Source organism: Erythrobacter alti, from assembly GCF_037996805.1.
GTDB lineage: Bacteria > Pseudomonadota > Alphaproteobacteria > Sphingomonadales > Sphingomonadaceae > Alteraurantiacibacter > Alteraurantiacibacter alti.
Window position 1 is genome coordinate 268,060 of record NZ_JBBNAX010000002.1, and the last position, 17,900, is coordinate 285,959.

At 63.1% G+C, this 17,900-nt stretch carries 8 protein-coding genes; 4 read left to right on the forward strand and 4 right to left on the reverse strand.

What is annotated here, in order from left to right; all coding sequences use genetic code 11:
• Positions 1–24: 24 nt before the first annotated feature.
• The 3 genes from AAC850_RS04775 to AAC850_RS04785 are packed head-to-tail and all read right to left on the reverse strand — an operon-like array spanning position 25 to position 5,098.
• The gene (locus AAC850_RS04775; RefSeq protein WP_340587480.1) at positions 25–1,752 is read right to left on the reverse strand and encodes a cytochrome c3 family protein; all 1,728 of its coding nucleotides are present in this window, start codon (positions 1,750–1,752) and stop codon (positions 25–27) included.
• 11 nt (positions 1,753–1,763) lie between these two features.
• The gene (locus tag AAC850_RS04780) at positions 1,764–2,636 is read right to left on the reverse strand and encodes a hypothetical protein (protein ID WP_422723176.1); all 873 of its coding nucleotides are present in this window, start codon (positions 2,634–2,636) and stop codon (positions 1,764–1,766) included.
• An 8-nt stretch (positions 2,637–2,644) separates the two neighbouring features.
• The gene (locus AAC850_RS04785; protein ID WP_340587482.1) at positions 2,645–5,098 is read right to left on the reverse strand and encodes a cyclic nucleotide-binding domain-containing protein; all 2,454 of its coding nucleotides are present in this window, start codon (positions 5,096–5,098) and stop codon (positions 2,645–2,647) included.
• A gap of 126 nt (positions 5,099–5,224) precedes the next feature.
• Here AAC850_RS04785 and AAC850_RS04790 point away from each other — a divergent pair, with 126 nt between their 5' ends.
• From AAC850_RS04790 to AAC850_RS04805, 4 genes are all read left to right on the forward strand, one after another.
• Positions 5,225–6,130, forward strand: a complete 906-nt coding sequence (locus tag AAC850_RS04790) for a tetratricopeptide repeat protein (protein WP_340587483.1) — start codon at positions 5,225–5,227, stop codon at positions 6,128–6,130.
• Positions 6,131–6,234: 104 nt separating this feature from the next.
• Positions 6,235–8,073 (forward strand): ShlB/FhaC/HecB family hemolysin secretion/activation protein, encoded by a 1,839-nt coding sequence (locus tag AAC850_RS04795; protein WP_340587484.1) that lies wholly within the window; start codon positions 6,235–6,237, stop codon positions 8,071–8,073.
• Positions 8,070–13,964, forward strand: a complete 5,895-nt coding sequence (locus AAC850_RS04800; protein ID WP_340587485.1) for a beta strand repeat-containing protein — start codon at positions 8,070–8,072, stop codon at positions 13,962–13,964. Before AAC850_RS04795 ends, AAC850_RS04800 begins: the two co-directional genes overlap by 4 nt.
• Positions 13,964–16,996, forward strand: coding sequence for a CHAT domain-containing protein (locus AAC850_RS04805; protein ID WP_340587486.1), 3,033 nt, complete (start codon positions 13,964–13,966; stop codon positions 16,994–16,996). The genes AAC850_RS04800 and AAC850_RS04805 overlap by 1 nt, the downstream gene beginning before the upstream one ends.
• A 3-nt stretch (positions 16,997–16,999) precedes the next feature.
• Here AAC850_RS04805 and mmsB read toward each other — a convergent pair whose 3' ends face one another.
• Positions 17,000–17,869: a 3-hydroxyisobutyrate dehydrogenase gene (mmsB, locus tag AAC850_RS04810; protein ID WP_340587487.1), complete on the reverse strand. Its 870-nt coding sequence runs from the start codon at positions 17,867–17,869 to the stop codon at positions 17,000–17,002.
• Positions 17,870–17,900: the final 31 nt, after the last annotated feature.

Sequence of the window (17,900 nt, forward strand, 5' to 3'; positions counted from 1 at the left end):
CGGGCGCTTCGGCTGACACGCCGCTCATCCGCCATCCTCCCGCCTGCGTGCCGCGATTTGCGGCGGAGCGGCGGCGGCTCCATCGCGCGGGTGGTAGGAATGGCACATGGCGCAGCTGGAGGGAACGTCCGCTTCCAGCGCGCTCTCGCCCAGATGGCAATCGCGGCAGCTCTCAAGGCCGGGCAGCAGCAGGTCGCTCGCCGCATCGGAGGTATCGGCAGCGTGGCAGCTGACGCATGTTTCCTGCGTGTGCGCTTCGTGATCGAACCAGCCATGCTGGAAGTACCGGCTTCGCTGCGTTACCGGATGCACGGCAAGCGCGCCGGTGGCGGAAGCGTCGCGGTAGTGGCATTCGCCGCACATTCCGCCATCGGACAACGCATTGCGCAGGCTCGGTACAGAGACTCGGCTGAAATTGCCGTAATAAATGCCGCCTTCGGCAAATTGGCCGGGTCGGCGGCGACCGGTTGCCACAGGGCGGCGCGGTACGCGGTCGGCGGCGCGCAGATCGGCCTCCACCTGATCGAGATCGCCGTGACTCAGCGAGCGGAAAGTGCTGCCAACCCGGTCATAGACAAGGCTGTGACAGCTCTCGCAACTCGTTTCCATGTCGACCGGCAGGAAGCGCACGCCATCGGCGGTGGGCGTGTGACAACTTGCACAATCGAGCACTTCGCCGCCCAGCCGCATCGCCATGCGCGCCACGCCGTTGGTGGTGGAAAGGTGCATGTCGTGCGGGAATTTGAGGCCGTTGAAATCGGTCATGCCAGCCGACAGTTCCGCGCGGGTTTCTCGCTCTCCACGCGCGGGCCTGACCAGCGCCTGGAATTGCGGGTGGAGCGTGCCGAAATCACGCGCATTGCCAAGCGCGGTATCGGTTAGGCGCGCATCGAGCGTATCGTGGCAATCGGCGCAGAATTGTTCGGACGTCGGTTCCATCCGGCCCGCGCCTTCGTGCTCGGTATGGCAATCGGTGCAGGCACCCGGCCCCGGCTTGTTGAACGCCTGGGCAATGTCCCACAGCAGGGCCTCTCCGCCGGAGAATGCAGGCATGCCTGTGGCAAGTCGGCGCGGTTCGGCATGGTCGCCCAGCCCTTCATGGCAGGTGAGGCAGGTTTCATCGCGCACCGCCACGAACGGCGCGACATGGCAGGATTCGCAACTGTCTTCGAGCCCGTGATGGACGCTCGACAGGGGGCCGGTCGACCAGCTGGCATCCATCAATACCGCGCTTTGACCCTCGCTATCGGAACTGCTGGCTGCGGCGCGGGTCATGTGGGTGTAAATCGGCACGGCCAGGAAGGCGATCAGGATCGCCAGCAGACCCACCCACGCCATCACCCGCTTGCCAGGAAGCGCGCCCGACAGGCCAAAGCCCGCCAGCCGTTCGCGAGCCTCGTCGCGGTCGGCTTCCTCCTTGCGCTGGATGATGACAGGACCTTCGTCATCCAGTGTGAATTGCAGGCGATAAGCGCCCAGCCCGATCTCGCCGCCCTTCGCCGGGTCGATCACCGCATGATCGGTGGTGACCCCGTCATAGCTGAAACCAAGCGTACCTGCGGCGCGCGCTTCCAGAGTGTCATGCAGTCCCTGCGTTATGATCACATGCTGCTGCTCGACCGCCAGATCGGGCAAATGAATGCCGTTGCTACTCGCCCGGCCGATGGTTAGTTGGTCCGCCTCGAACTCGCGTTCGCGCACGATTTCGCGCCCGTTTGCGGTAACGTCCACGCTGCGGATCAGGATCTTCATCGCAGCCCCCGTCACCAGTAGTAGAACACGGAAATGACATGCGCGGTCAGCGCGGCGAGCAGCGCGATGGTCACGGGCACATGCACGTAGAGCCAGATGTCGAGCATGGCGCGCAGGCGCATCTGGCGGCGGATCTGTTCGAGCTGGGCGCGGCGTTTGCGCAGCAGCGATGCGACTTTTTCGAGCGGCGCATCATGCGGTGCCGATGCTTCCATCTCTGCCAGCGCGGCGATGGTCCGGCAGCGGCGATACCGGCCTGACAAGCGCGCGCTGATGCCGAAATCGAACGGGTCCTGCTCGAGCGCAGCGATCACCAGGTCGGCTTCGTCTCGCGCCAGCGGCTGTGCGGCGCTTTGCAATTGGCGGTCGATGGCGGCCAATGCCTCCAGCATCTCGCCCTTGGTCATCTGCCGCCGGTTGCTGCTGATTTCCTTGGGCAGCGTGGCGTAGACCGAAATGCCGTAAATACCTGAAATCACCACGATAAGCATCAATGCCCAAGCCAGGGTATGGACGTTCCAGCCAAGCTGGAAGCCGGTGTGCAGCGTAGCAATAACCACCAATGCCAGCCCGAGGTAGACATGGGCGGAAGTCCACGCCTTCAGGCTCCAGCGACCCTCGCTCATATTGCGCTTGCGGATGCCGAGAAGGCTGAGCCACACGATCAGCAGCGCGCCGATGGTGCCCAGCGTATAGCCATACCAGCTGCCGCCATTGTGGCGCGGGGTGACATCGACCAGCAGGTAGCTCGTGATCGCGATGATACTCAGCACGGTGGCGATTTTCGCCCAGCGCCAGCGACGATGCCTAAGAAAACTGACATGGTCTGAATCGCGGCGCACTTCGTCGGCTGCGAAGCGAGTCTTGGGGCGATCCTCGGGCATACTCGCCATCACTCGACCTCTTCGGTGAGTTTGGTGACGGTAAGAAATTTGTCGGGCGACACGCGGATCGCTGCACCCGTGGGGCAAGCGCGAACGCAGGCTGGCCCGCCCTTGATGCCAGCGCACATGTCGCATTTGATGGCCTGTTTGGGCCGTTCGGGATCGGCGTGCTTCTTGCGCCAGCCATAGCTCGCCTCGCCCGGTCCCGGACCTGCACCGAACAGCATCCAGCTCAGCAGGCCTGGCTTCTTCGGCGGCACCGAGTCCATGCGAATCACGCCATAGGGGCAGTTGCGCTGGCAATTGCCACAGCCGATGCAGGTCTCGTCGATAAACACCTCGCCATCGGGGCCGCGCTTGATGGCGTTGGGCGGGCAGTCAGCCATGCAATGCGGATGTTCGCAGTGGCGGCATGACGTCGGCACGTGGAGATGCGCGTAACTGCGCCCCGCCTCCCGGTCGAGGCGTGAGAGGCCGTCATGGCTGTCGGCGCAGGCTTTCTCGCAATTGTCGCAGCCGACGCACAATGTCTCGTCGATCAGCAACACATCGGTTGCTTCGCCAATGCCGTTGTCAACGAGGAATGCGGCGGTTTCGGAATACATGTCGGCCGCGCTGCCAAAGCTTTCCTTGCGCGCCTCGACGAAGGAATTGACCTCGCGCCGCCCTTTCATGTCCTCCAGCGCACGCCCTTTCAAATCGGGCTTGGCATCTAGCAGGCGGAGGAACAAATCGCCCGGAAAGCGCACGACTTCGCTCTTGATCGCGGCCTTGACGGTGGCCGTGCGCGTCGAACCGTCGATCACCGCCATTTCCCCGAAATAGGACCCTGCCGGCAAGTAGGAGAGGAACACCGGGTGCCCGCCGATGCTCTTTTCGACGATCATTGAGCCGCGCCGGATGATGAAGATATCCTTGTCGTCGGCGCCTTCCTCGACCACCACTTCGCCCGCGCGCACATCAAGCACTTCGCCCGCTTTGATGATTTCGGCCACGTCCTCGCGCGTCAGGCCGGAGCCGAACATCTGCAGGAATTGCCGCTCCACGCTGATGCGGTTGACCGCGCGTCCCGCGCTGGGGACGGTGGCGATCAGCTTGAGCGCAGCGGTGCGCGAAAGTTCTATGGTAACGAGCGGCTCTGCAGCACGTATCGTGGCACCGCGGCGGCGGCCCGAAATCAGCCCGACCTCGCCGAAGATCGAGCCTTCCTCGATCGGGACGGTGATCGAGGGATCGTCAGGATTGACCTCGACCACCACGGATCCTTCGGCGATGGCGAACATCGAGGAACCCGGCTCGTTGCGGGTAAACACGATGTCGCCCGGCTCGAAATTCCGGACAGTGGAATCGAGCATCAATTCGCGCAATTGCAGCGGCGAGAGTTCCTCGAAAATCACCACATTGCGGCCGAAAGTGTCGAGCCATTCCTCGACCGAGCGGCGGCCCGGCAGCCCTGCAAACTTCGCCTCGAGAATCGGCTGGTCGGCGGGCTTGAGGTCGGTATTTCCGGAAAGGAATTCGACCACGTCGTAACCCTGGTTCATGCAGTGCTTGATCAGCGGATAGCCTGCCAGCGCGCCGATCACGTGCACCCCGTTCTTGGTGGTTTCGAACGTCTGGGTCAGCGCGGGGAAGGCGTCGCGTTCCTCGCTGGTGAAATCGACCCCGATGGCCTGCACGAAATCGCGCGGCGGCTTGGAGCCGGTGCGCGCGATGATTCGGTCGCAGCGGATTACCGCCTCGCCATCGCGCGTGTCGAGCACCAGTTCACCGGGCCTCACTTCGGTGGGGCTGGTTTCACGGCGCACAATGATGCGGCCATCGGCCTCCGCTTCCTCGAGCAGTTTGACATTGGCGCTCTTGGCGCGGGCAAAGCTGTCGCGACGATTGAGGATCGTGACCGTATTGGCCTGCGCCGGATCGGCGGCCAGGCCAAGCGCGTTTTCGATCCCTGCGTCGCCCGAACCGACAACAGTGATATGCTCGTCGAAATACTCACCGGGATCGTCGAGTTGGTACTGGATATGCGGCAGGTCCGCGCCGGGAATGCGCAAGCGGTTGGGATTGCCCTGCGTGCCGATGGCGAGCACGACGCGCTCTGCCTGCACTGGCTCCTGACCCTTGATCTCGAGTGTGAAAGCGCCGGTTTCACCTGTGATCGCAGTGACTTCCGCATTGTAGAGGACGTTGACCTTGCCCTCGGCAATCTGTTGATCCCACAGTTCAAGAATGGCTTCGCGCTTGCCCGCGTCGAAATCGAGATCGCTGCGCAGCACCAGATTGCTGGGCGTGGCCATCACGTGCTTGCCCTTCTGGTATTTGAATATCGTGTCGGAGAGGTGTTCGGTCTTCTCGACCAGCACATGGCTCATACCCAGAGCAGCGGCATGAGCGGCCGCACTCAGCCCTGCCGGGCCTGAGCCGACAATCGCAATTTGAACCTTTTGCGACGTTTGCCCCATACTCCCCCCGGATGCCCCGCAGCCATACTATGCCCAATACAAGAGCGATTGGAAAGCACCGAGGGTGCTTGCGGTGTGGTGAAGGTAGTCTAGTCTGTCACGGACAGGGAAAAAGGGCGCTCCAGCATGGGCGGAATAGGCAAAGGCGGTTTCGCGGCATTGGCAGGCGCCGCGCTGGTGGCGGGCATCATCACATACCGCACCATGGATGCTGCCGATGATGCCGAAAGCACTTCCGTCTCCGGTACAGCGGGTATGTCGCTACCCCCTTCCTTCGAGTCACTCGAGGCGCGCGCACTGGCTAATCCCGATGATCCGGTGGGCTGGCAAGAACTGGGCAGTGCGCTATTCGGCAACAACCGTTTTTCCGAGGCCGCGCAAGCCTATGAACGGGCGGTCCAGGCCGATCCCGATAGTGCCGTCCTGTGGTCCTCGTTGGGCGAAGCGCGGGTGATGGCAAGCACCGGTGACCCCATGCCCGAAGCGGCCGAACAGGCCTTCCGCCGTGCTGTCGAACTGGATGCAGGCGATCCGCGCGCGCGGTACTTCCTTGGCGTCGCGCGCGACCTGACGGGCGATCACGAGGGCGCGATCAGCGACTGGCTGGCATTGCTCGCCGACACGCCGCCGGGCGCACCCTGGGAAAGCGACCTGGTGCGCACCATCACGCAAGTGGGGGCAATCAACGACATCGCTGTCGAAAGCCGGATTGCCGGCGCTGCCGGAACCCGCGACATTTTGCCCGCGGGAATGACCGGTTCTCGACCCGGACCGACACAGGAACAAATGGCCGCGGCCGCCTCGCTCGCACCTGATGAGCAGCAGAGCATGGCCGAAGAAATGACCGCGCGCCTCGCCACGCGGCTGGAAAACGAGGGCGGTAGCGCACAGGACTGGATCATGCTGATGCGCAGTTACAACCAATTGGGCCGGACAGGCGATGCGCGCCGGGCACGCGATAGCGCGCTGGCCGCGCACCCGGACGCGTCTGCTGAGATAAATAGTGCAGCAAGGGTCATCGGCGTCCGATAGCAGGGCCGCGACAGTATCCGGCATTATGGACTCGCCGCGATAAGGGGAGCATAGTCTACTGCACATGCAGGTCGCCCCATGAGGGGGCGGGAGGAGGCGACCGAATGACAATACAGGGTGAATTGCGACCGGATTCCAGCACCGGCTGCCTGCCGCGCATTGGCCTTGCGACAGCGGCGCGCGCGCTGGCCGGGGCAAGCCTGCTGGTTGGCTTCGCACTGCCGGGCATGGCGCAGGCTCAGGATGTCACTCCGCCCACGCGGGACGAACTCACTGCTCCGCAGGCCCGTCCTGATCCCCGGCAACGCACTACACTGACTGTCGACGGACAGATGCAGCGCTCGCCATGTGCGCTCGACAACCCAGACTATGCGGATTTGACGGTGACGCTTTCAGGCGTCGACTACACCGGAGCCGAACGCGCCGCCGAAGTCGCTCTGGCCAAGGCGCATGACGGATACCTGGGCCGCGAACTGCCGATCCGCGCCTTGTGCGACATACGCGACCGCGCCGCCGCGCTGCTGGAAGAGGCAGGCTATCTCGCCGCGGTCGAAATTCCGCCGCAGAGCCTCGGTGACGGGCGCGCCGAAATGCGTGTGGTGCTTGGGCGGCTGGTGGCGATCCGCGCACGCGGCGACACGCAGGGTGCCGAGGACCTGATCGGAGGCTATCTCGAACGGCTCGTCGGGCAGGAAGTCTTCAACGTAAACCAGGCCGAACGCTACCTCCTCCTCGCCAATGACGTGCCGGGGATGGACGTGCGCCTCTCGCTGCGGCCCGCACCTACAGGCGAACCGGGTGACCTGATTGGCGAGATCGCCGTGCTGCGCCAGCGCGGCGCGCTTGATGTCAATGTGCAGAACTGGGGCAGCCGAGCACTGGGCCGTTATGGCGCGCTGGTTCGCGGCGAGGTCTACAATTTGACGGGCAATGGCGACCGCACGAGCATTTCGGCTTTCAGCACGTTGGATTTCAAGGAACAACTCACGCTCCAGTTCGGTCATGACATGCGGCTCGGTTCGGATGGCCTCGTTGGGGCAGTACAACTGACCTATGGCTGGACGCAGCCGGATGCCCTGCCGGGCTTCGATATCGAATCCGAAACCCTGTTCGCCTCGGTCGAGGCCAGCTACCCGTTCCTGCGCACTCAGGAGAACTCGGTCTGGGGTGCGGCCGGGTTCGACTATGTCGATCAGGACGTGACAGTGAACGGCAATGCCTTCACCCGCGACCGGGGTCGCACTGCCTATGTGCGCGGCACCTTCCTGCATGTCGATGCCAATTCCATCGCCCGGCGCGATGGCTATTCGCCTTACGAGCCACGCTACCGCGTCACCGCCACGGCAGAAGTCCGGCAAGGCCTGGGCGTATTCGGCACAAGCGATGATTGCCGCGATGATCCCGCCGCCTGCCTGATCAATGGCAATATCGGCCCGGCGCGCATCGCGCAGGACCCGACGCCGCTCTTAGTGCGCGGTGAAATCTCGACCGAGTTTCGCCCGGTACCCCTGCTCGCCATCGCATTCGACCTGGAGGGCCAACTAAGTGGTTCTGCCTTGCCTGCTTTCGAGGAATTTTCGGGTGGCAATTACGCCATCGGGCGCGGCTATGATCCCAGCTCGATATTGGGCGACAGCGGAATCGGTACCAGCATTGAACTGCGCTACGGATCGCTCGTCCCGCAAAGCCATGATGACCTTGCGATCCAGCCTTATGTCTTCACCGATGCGGCGTGGACCGACAACGAGGATCCCGGCCTTGCCGATCCGACCGGACATCTTTGGTCCGCGGGTGCGGGCGTGCGCTTTGTGCGCGGGGCCAATGTGCAGGGCGACCTGACCCTTGCCGTACCGCTCAACCGGCTCGAATCCACCGGGCGGCGCGGCGATGTTCGCGTCCTTTTCACACTGACTGCCCGGCTGCTTCCCTGGAGGTCCTCATGACCAAGCGTCCCTTCGCCAAACCTTCGCTGCTGCGCAGTTGTGCCATCACCGCACTGCTTGTCGGAGCAACATTCGCCGCTCAAGGCGCGCAGGCACAGGGGTTCCGGGCGACCCCGACAGTTGTGCAAGGCACGGTGACAATCGATGACATGGCGCCAGGCGAGACGCGGGTGACAGTCACCGGGAGGGATGCAGTTGTCGACTGGCAACCGTTCCTCGACCAGCAGACTGGGCAAGCCGAGATCTTCTTGCCGGACGGCAATCTGGGAGTTTTCCTCGGGACTGCCGATTTCGCGATCCTCAACCGCATACTGCCCGATCAGTTGAATTCGCCCACCCGTTTCGAAGGGCTGGTGCAGGCTTTCCTGACCGATGCCAACGGTGGGGTCATAGGCCCCGGCGGCTTCGTCGCTTTCTATTCGCCTTCAGGCATACTCGTCGGCCCGACCGGACGCTTTGAAGTGCCGCAACTGATGCTGACATCGCAGGATGTCGACCTCAACAGCTTCACGAATTTCGCCAATGGCATCGGACCGCTGTTTCTCAACGGCTCGCAGGGAGCGGTGAACATCCAGTTCGGTGCGAGCTTTGTCGGCGCACCCGAAGACAGCTTCATGATTGTCGCCTCTCCCCAGATCTCCATGGCGGGCGATGCCTATTACAACGGCTCCATCGCCTATGTCGCGTCGAGCGCGGTGCAGATGACCCATTCGAGCGGGTTGTTCGACATCATCGTTTTCGACGGCGCACCGGGCGGAGTTGCGATCGATCACTCGGGCAGTTCGGGCGGCCCGTCGAGTACCGGAGCGGGAGACGAGCACGTTATCTACGGCGTGACCGCGGGCGCGGTTAGCGGCGACAGGGTTTCCATGCTTTTCAGCGGCAATCTGGGGTTCGACCCGGCAGTTTCTGCGGGCGTGGTCAATGGCGACATCATCCTTTCGGCCAATTACAATGTGGCAGGCCGCACGGTGGACGGCGATTCAAACCGTCGGGGGGCAAACAGCTACTTCGACGGGCGCAGCTTTACGCCCACCACCCAAGCCGACATCTTCATGTTCAACGTCGACGCGACGAGCAATCTGCTAGCCATCAGCACCGGCACAACCGCGCTCGATGTTGCCGATGCCATATCGGACTTTGACGGCGACGTGACCCTCGTTGGGCGCGAACAGGCGCTCGTCAGCACCTTCGCTGGGGCGGCCTTGAACGTAGCTGGCGACCTGTTCGTATCGGCCCGCAACTTCGGCCTGATCAACCAGGGTTCCTTCGGAATAGATGCCATAGGCGGTCTCGCATCGGTACTGGCCGAATCGGGTACCAGCATCGACGTCGCCGGGCTGACCATGGTCACTGCGGACGCAGTTGCGGGACTTGATTTCATCAACAATGCGATCGGGTCGGGTACTGCCGGACAGGCGGAGATCATTGCCGATGGGGGGGCGATTACCTTCAACGGCACGATCAACATCAACGCCATCGCGCAGACAGACCAAATGGGCAATTTTCCAATTTTTGGCGCGCAGACTGGCGGGCGTGCGGTCTTCATTTCCGACTTCGGCGGCAGCCTGTCGACCAGCGCATCTCTCCAGATGGACACTACCGCACGCGCAGGCGATCAGGACGGTGTGGCATCCCTTGCGACTGGACCGGCCGACGCCACCGGCGGCAGTATCGTTTTCGGCACCGGATCAGGTGGTGGAACAGTGGAGATCGGTGCACTCTTCGCCGATGCCAATGGCGTCGCGGGACCTAGCGTATCGGGGGACCTTGGGGCGACCGGCCAGGGCGGAACCATAGCGATAGACGTGCTGGGCGGCGGCGACGTACAGGTAACCGGCAGCAAAGGGGCCACTTCGGTTACGCTCAATGCTGTGGGTTTCGGCGGAAACGAAGATGCAGGGGGCCTTGGCGGTTCAGGCATTGGCGGTTCGATCGACTGGACGATCGACGGTTCCACACTTGGGATCGTACAAGCAGCAACTGGCGATGCCTCTGGCATCGGCGGCAGTGGTACCGATGGCGGAGATGGAAGTGACAACAGCGTCTCTCTCAACATCATCAACGGTGCCGTCGTGCAGCTCGACAGTCTGTCCCTTTCTTCTTCCGGTATAGGTGGCAACGCAATCGACGGCACGGCGGGCTCGGGCTTCGGCGGAAATGCTACCCTCAACGTTATCAATTCGACCCTCGACGTCGGATTCCTAGATCTTTCTTCGGTGGGAATCAGTGGTCTCGGACTGACCGGCGGGCTTGGCATCGGCGGCGATGCGACCGCAACCCTCGACGGCGCGACGGTCACCGCGAACTCGTTTGGTATTACTTCCTACGGCCAGGGGCAAAAGGGCACCGGCAATCTGGAAGGCGGAAGCGGGCTGGGCAGCGACGCGGCGCTGTTCTTGCGAAACGGAACTTCCCTGACTGCTCTCAGTCCGTTCGGCGGTGTAGCCGTGGGCTCGTACGGCGAAGGTTCGAGCACACAGGATGCCAATGCCGGTGACGGAACCGGTGGCTTTGTCCTGTTCGAGGCCGATAGCGGTTCGACCGCCACTTTGAGCCAGTTACAGGTGAATAGCATCGGGTTTGCTGGCACCTCCACCAACGGAACGGCGGGCGACTCCTTCGCCGGCACAGCCATCGTCAATCTTGCTGGCAATGCAAATATCGACATCACAGGATTGTTTTACGCAGGCTCGGGTGCCTTCAGTTCGGATGGCACCATTGGTGGCTCTGCGACAGCAGGCTCCGGTATTTTGTCAATCGCGCCAGGAACTTCACTGTCGGCTGGCACGGCCTTGTTCGAAGCTTCCGCATTCGCCGGAAACGGAACGGCTGGAGCAGGCGGTGCGGCAGTTGGAGGCGATTTCGTCCTCGATCTGCAAGGCACCCTCTCGGTTGCCAGCAGCGCGAATTTCGATGCTACAGCGACGGGCGGCAGTGGAACCGGCGGGGATGGGGGCAGCGGGACAGGCGGCACAATCCAATTTGCGAACGACGGCGGCCTTTTTGATTCAGCCGCGGCCACGGTAACTCTCGATGCGAGCGGCACGGGCGGCGATGCGCTGGCAGCAGGCTTCAACGGCGGCGACGGAACGGGCGGATCGGCAGACATCTCCACGCTGGCAGCAGGGTTGACCGAAGTCGGCTCGCTCCAGGTCAGCACCAATGGTATCGGCGGTAGCAGCATCGACCTGCTCGGTGGACTTGGACAAGGCGGACAGACCAGCCTGCTCGTCGCAGGTAGCAGCGCCAGCACGCTCCTCGCCAATGGTGATGTCGAACTTTCCACCGATGGAACAGGTGGAGAATCGGCAAGCGGAACCGGTGGTGACGGCGAAGGCGGCACGGCCAGCGCCACCGTCCAGGACCTTGCATCAATAGGCCTGGGTAACGCCAACCTGAACCTGTCGGCCAATGGAACCGGCGCCAGTGGCGACATTGGCGGGTCAGCGCTCGGCGGAATGGCAAACCTGGTCAATAACTCCTCGGGCTTGTCGGCAGGTAGCCTTGATCTTCAAGCCCGTGCGGTCGCGGGCGATGGCACGACCACTGGCGGTGATGCGAGTGGCGGCACTACGCTTGTCGACCTGCTCGATGCCACACTCGATCTCACGGGCGATCTTGACCTCAATGTCGGCGCGATGGGCGGCAGCGGCGTTACAGGCGGCGATGCCACCGGCGGCGACGGCACGATCAGCGTGACTGGCAGCTTCGTGAATATCGGCGGCGGTTTTTCGATACAGGCCCCGGGCGGCAGCGGGTTCGATCCGAGCGGATCGGGCACAGGTGGCAACGCCTTTGGCGGCAATGCCGCGCTGCTGATCGATAACAGCACCTTCACCGCGGCCAATCCTGTCGCCACGCTCGATGCCGATGCCATTGCTGGCGGATCGGCGGGGCCGGGTGTCGGCGGCGACGCGACTGGCGGCACGACGCTGCTCGATATCACCAACGGCTCCATCGTTGATCTGGGTGCAGACCTCGGCTTTGCTTCGCTCGCGGTCAGCGGCGGCTCCAACGGCGGCGATGGCGGTTCGGGCTTCGGCGGCTCCAACCTATTCTCCGTTTCGAACGGCAGCACCGTCACGCTTGGCAATCTGACCTTCGAAACCACGGTGACCGGCAATTTCGGCGCTACCGGAGGCAATGCGACAGGTGGCAGCAACACGCTCGACATCGCCGGCTCCAGCCTCGACGCTGCGCGATTGACGATCTTCGGCGGCATAGTGTCTCGCGGTGACGGGGCGAGCGGCATCGGCGGAACGGCAAGCGTGCAATTGTCCGACGGGGCGCTGGCTAATTTCGGCGAAGCCTATCTGGAAACCTATGCCGAAGCGGTCGGCGCAAATGCCACCACCGAAGCAGGCTCGATTTCGATCGCGGTGAACCCCGGCGGCTCGCCATCGTTCGCGACCTTCGGCACGACCGAATTCTTCAATGACGCCCTGGGAGGGACAAGCAATACGGCGGGGCAATTCACGATCTTTGCGGGTGATGGCGGCATCGATTTCACCGATCTGCTGGTCAGCAATCTGGCCGATATCGCCAATCCCGACGGGTCGAATATCACCGCAGATGGCGGAGCGATCACCTTCGCCGATTTCCTGACCGTCAACACCACCGGCAACATGCTGCTGTCCTACGCCAATGGCGGCACGATCATTGGCGGACCCGGTCCCGATGACCTGACCGCCACCTTCGATATCACGGCAAGCGACACGATCCTGATCGATGGCGATGACGCGGCGATGCGATCGATCGCTGCGCTCGAATCGACCTATACCTCTGCCGATATCGATGTCGGTGCCGATACGAATTTCGGCGGCACGAACGTCGTACTGGTATCGAGCAATACGGCCGAGCAAGCAGTGCTGGGCGGTGCGACTGCCGGGTCCGGCTATTCGCTGCTGCAGGCCGAAGCAGATGCCATATTGGCCGAAACGCTCACCATCATCCTGCCCGATGTAACGGGCGCGGATATCGACGGCATCGTAAACGACCAGGCTTTCACCGGCTCAGGCGGCGGGGGCTTTTCCCGTATAGAGTTGAACGTCGACGGTTCGCTCGATATTGCGGGTGCGCTTGCGCTCGACAACGCAGGCGCGAGCGATGTGCTTGCCATCAATGCGACACAACTGGTTCAGCTGACGCTGCCCACCGGCAGTATTCGTCTGGAGTCCAGCGGTGCGCCATCCGGCACGCTGCAAGTGGACGCCAGCCGCTTCGTTGCCGCCGACCTAGCGCTGATTGCGCAGATCGCATCCGATCCGCTGAGCCAGGCGGTTGCCGATGCCTTGCTGGACGATGGCGGCGCATCGGCGGCCACCGATTTCATCTTCGCCGACCGGGCAGAATTCACCATCGGCGAGTACATGCTGACGCAGAACACCGGTGCGAACGAGGTCTATGGCGGGATCACCGTCGGCGCAGGCGGACTGCTGATCACTCAGCAACAAGGCGCACAGGGTCTTTTGCAGGTCATCGCCTTTGGCCAACAGGACCTTGGCGGCAGCTTCACTACCAATGACGATTGGTTCGCGCTGGTCGAATTCGCGGTCGACCGCGCTGCCGCGTACACGGCGGAGGCGACGTTCAACAATTGCATCATCGTCACCGGCGAATGCCCCACCGAGCCCGAGCCAGAGCCGGTCGATCCAGAAATACCTTCGACCAATCACGTGTTGATCGAAGAGCCGATCACCTTCCCCGAGATCGGAGAAGAAGGCGCTGCGGCAGACTTCCGGTTCGGCTTCGACTTCCCCCGCCTGCTCGATTCCGCGCTCATCAGCGAGGAAGAGCTGATCGACGAGCCTGTGACCAGCGGCGGCGACAGCGCGGTTCACTCGCTGTCGGGCACCGGCAGCGGCGACGACGGTGAGGGAGAAGAATGATGGCGCGCCTCTTGCCTTCCAGCCTCGTGGCGCTCGGACTGTTCGCCGCCATGCCAGCGGCCGCACAAGACGTGCCGGTTGCATTGCGCGACAGCGTGCCGATCGGATCCAACGGGTTGTGCGAGGCGCAGATCCAGTCACCCACGCAGGCCGACGGGCTTTTCGACCGGCACTATGCGGTCATCTGCCAGGATGCCTCGATTGCCGTGGGCAGCCTTGCGGTCTTGCCGGGCCGGTCACCCGATGCCGTGCTCGCCGCCCTTACCGCCGATGGACGCGAATGCCTGCCGGGCGCGCTTGAAGATATTCCGGCAGGTGTCGGCAATGCGCGCGTTTTTGCCTGCACAAGGCCCGGCAGCACGCTCAATCGCATGATCGTTATCGGGAGCAATTCCGCCGGACACATCGTCTCGGCAGAGGGGATCGCGGTCTATCGCGACGCATTGGAACTGGGAATGGCAACCCTTGCGACCGACCGCGAAGTCGCAGGCGAGGTGGATATCCCGCTGACCCTGGCCAGCGATGCCAGCGCCTTCGCCCGTGCGCAGGCCGAAGCGATATCGGCGCAAAGCGCGCTCGCCGAAGCTTACCGCCGCGCCAATGCGGGCAATTTCGCCGATGCAGCCGAATTCTTTTCCGCTTCGGCAGACGCGCTGGAGGGCGCCGATTCTACCGAAGCAAGGCTCAACGCGGCGCTCCAGCAGTCGAATCTGGGCAATTATCTCGAAGCCGCGCTGCTGTTCATCGACCTCCGCGAATTGCTCGGTGAAGACCCGGTTCTGCACCGCCTTGCGCGCAACTTCGAAGCCATCGACGCGCTCAACCGGGAAAGCCCTGCGGAAGCGATCATGACGCTCGACATGCCGCTGCCGGCCAGCACCACCAGTCTCGAAGAATTGCGCCAGTTGCAGGTCGACGCTCTGCTGGCGGAGCGCCTCGCGGCAGAAAACGGCAATGCCATCAGCGGCGCGACCGGGCAGTTGACCGCGCTGGAAAGGGCACAATTGCTTGATGCACAGGCGCTTTACGTACGGGCGAGCGCGCTGCGGTCGCTAGGCCTGGCATCGCAGGCGCGCGATGCGCTGGTGAATGCGCAGTCACAACTGCTTGAAGTACGAGAGGGGCGGGTCGTTTCGATCCTATGGCTGCGCGCACAAGTGCTCAGCGAGATTGCCGAGATCGACGAGCGCAGCGGACAGCTTGGTGGTGCGGAAGCGCTGCATCGCGAGGCGATCGGGCTGCTCGAAGCGTTCCATCCCGGTTCTCCTGCCTTGGCGAGTGCGCAGGCACAATATGCCGGTTTCCTGGCGCGCAGCGGGCGTGAGGCAGAGGCACTCGCGCTCTACCGCTCGCTGGTCGACACCGCCGGCAGCAAGCCGGCGGCCAGCCTGCGACGCCTGCTTGCCCCCTATTTTGCGCTGCTTGGTAATCAGGACGGGACACAGACCGCGTCCGAGATGTTCAACGCAAGCCAATTGTTGCTGCGACCGGGACTTGCGCAAACGCAGGCCGTGCTGGCCCGCGAATTGTCGGGCGGTAGCGACGAGGCCGCGCAATTGTTCCGCCAGTCGCTCAACGTCGGACGCGGCATCGAGCAAATCCGGGCCGAAATTGCACAATTGAGCCTTGATGCAGCAGGCGCGGGCAGCGCGGCTCCGGCCTCGAAAATCGCGCAATTGCGCCAACAACTCGATGCGCTGGAAATTCGCCAGCTCGAATTGCAGCAGGATCTGGCGCAATATCCGCGTTACCGTGTGGTCGAGGACGGCCGCTTGACGCTCGCAGATCTGCAATCCACGTTGCGAGCGGGCGAGGCCTATTACAAGCTGGTCATGCTCGACGGGGCATCCTACGCGATCTTCGCAACGTCGGACGACGCGCGGGCCTTCCGCATCGATGCCCGCAGCGATGCCATCGAGCAAATGGTGGACAGTTTGCGCGATTCCGTTGCCGTCGAGATGGCAGGCCAGACAATTACCTATCCCTTCGATATGGCGAGTGCGAGGGCGCTCTACACCGAATTGTTCGGACCGGTCGCCGGATCGATGGCGGGCATCAATCATCTCGTCTTTGAGCCCGATGGCGCACTGCTGCGCTTGCCGATCAACCTTCTGGTGACTGACGAAGCGAGCGTGCAACGACAGGCTGCACGCGATGCCCGCGTGCAAGGCGAAGGCTTCGATTACACTGGCACGGCTTGGTTGGGACGCGAGATGCGCGTGACCACCGCAGTCTCACCCACTTCGTTCCGCGACGTGCGCAATTCGCGGGTCTCTGATGCGCGGATCGAGTATCTGGGTCTTGGCCAGAACCAGCCGGTCGGCGCTTCGGCAATTCCATCTCCAAACGCAGGACGGGCAATCGGCCAGAGCGAACGCTGCCAGTGGTCCGCCTCGGCGTGGAACGATCCGATCAACGCGACCGAGTTGCGCACCGCAGAGAGCTTGCTCAAGGCGGGCGGGTCCGAAGCCGCGCTGCTGACCGACGCCGCGTTCAGCGACACTGCCTTGCTGGGAATGGATACGCTCGACGAATACCGGATCTTGCACTTCGCCACGCACGGGCTCGTCACCGCCCCACAGCCCGATTGCCCGCCTCGCCCAGCATTGCTTACCAGTTTTGGTGATGGGGATTCTGACGGGCTGCTAAGCTTTGCCGAGATTTTCGACCTGAAGCTCGATGCCGATCTGGTGATCCTGTCGGCCTGCAATACCGCCAGCGAAGGCGGGCTGGTAGCCAGCCGTGAGGCCGGAATTGGCGGAACCGGCGACTTCGCGCTGGATGGATTGGTGCGCGCCTTCGTCGGCGCAGGCGGTCGCACCGTGGTGGCGAGCCATTGGCCCGTTCCCGACGATTTCAACGCCACGCAGCGGCTCGTCAGCGGCATCTTCAGCGCGGGTGCAGGCGAAAGCACGACCGAGGCCCTGCGCCGGGCACAGCTAGGCCTGATGGACGATGCCGATACCTCGCATCCGTTCTACTGGGCCGCCTTCGCGGTGGTCGGGGACGGAACGATTCCCGTCCGCCGCTAAGTCTCAATATTCGGTGATAATCGCCGAGAAATCGCGCCCGCCATTGCCCGCTTCATCGAAGGCTTCGTAAAGTTCCTTCGCCTTGGCACCGATACGAGGCGAAACGCCCGCAGTCTCGGCAGCTTCCATCGCCAACCGCAAGTCCTTCAGCATGAGTCCGGTGGCAAAGCCACCCTGGTAATCATTGTCGGCGGGCGACTTCGGGCCAACGCCGGGTACCGGGCAATAGCTCGTCATCGACCAGCACTGGCCCGAGCTGACGCTGGAAATATCGTAGAATGTCTGCGGGTCGAGGCCAAGCTTTTGCGCCATGGCAAAGGCCTCTGCCGTGCCGATCATCTGGACCGCCAGCAGCATGTTGTTGCAGATCTTGGCAGCCTGGCCATTGCCTGCGTCGCCAGCATGGATCACCGCCTTGCCCATGTCGCTCAGGATCGGTTCGGCCCGCTTGAAGGCCTCTTCGGTTCCGCCAACCATAAAAGTGAGCGTGCCGCCTTCTGCCGCCGCGATTCCGCCCGAAACCGGCGCGTCGACCATCGGGTAGCCCGCCTGCGCGGCTGACTCTATCACGTCCCGTGCGGTCGCCACATCGATGGTCGAGCAATCGAGCAGGATCGCGCCAGCAGGTGCATGGCCGATAACGCTTTCGGTATAGACACTGCGCACGATTGCGCCGTTGGGCAGCATTGAAACGACCGCCTCCACGCCTTCACACGCCTCCTTGGCGTCGCTGAAAGTGGTGCAACCCTTGTCCCGGGCAGCTGACAGCGCGTCTTCGGACAGGTCGAAAGCGCGCACTTCATGCCCCGCCTTGGCGAGGTTGGCTGCCATGCCGCCGCCCATGTTACCAAGCCCGATAAATGCGATTTCCATGAGTCTCTCTCCTTGGCTGCACGCCTGTCAT

What these genes read in the sequence shown, in the direction of transcription:
- AAC850_RS04795 (WP_340587484.1), top strand. Translation starts at nt 6,235, where the DNA reads ATGACAATACAGGGTGAATTGCGACCGGATTCCAGCACCGGCTGCCTG.
- AAC850_RS04775 (WP_340587480.1), bottom strand. Translation starts at nt 1,752, where the DNA reads ATGAAGATCCTGATCCGCAGCGTGGACGTTACCGCAAACGGGCGCGAA.
- AAC850_RS04805 (WP_340587486.1), top strand. Translation starts at nt 13,964, where the DNA reads ATGGCGCGCCTCTTGCCTTCCAGCCTCGTGGCGCTCGGACTGTTCGCC.
- mmsB (WP_340587487.1), bottom strand. Translation starts at nt 17,869, where the DNA reads ATGGAAATCGCATTTATCGGGCTTGGTAACATGGGCGGCGGCATGGCA.
- AAC850_RS04800 (WP_340587485.1), top strand. Translation starts at nt 8,070, where the DNA reads ATGACCAAGCGTCCCTTCGCCAAACCTTCGCTGCTGCGCAGTTGTGCC.
- AAC850_RS04790 (WP_340587483.1), top strand. Translation starts at nt 5,225, where the DNA reads ATGGGCGGAATAGGCAAAGGCGGTTTCGCGGCATTGGCAGGCGCCGCG.
- AAC850_RS04780 (WP_422723176.1), bottom strand. Translation starts at nt 2,636, where the DNA reads ATGCCCGAGGATCGCCCCAAGACTCGCTTCGCAGCCGACGAAGTGCGC.
- AAC850_RS04785 (WP_340587482.1), bottom strand. Translation starts at nt 5,098, where the DNA reads ATGGGGCAAACGTCGCAAAAGGTTCAAATTGCGATTGTCGGCTCAGGC.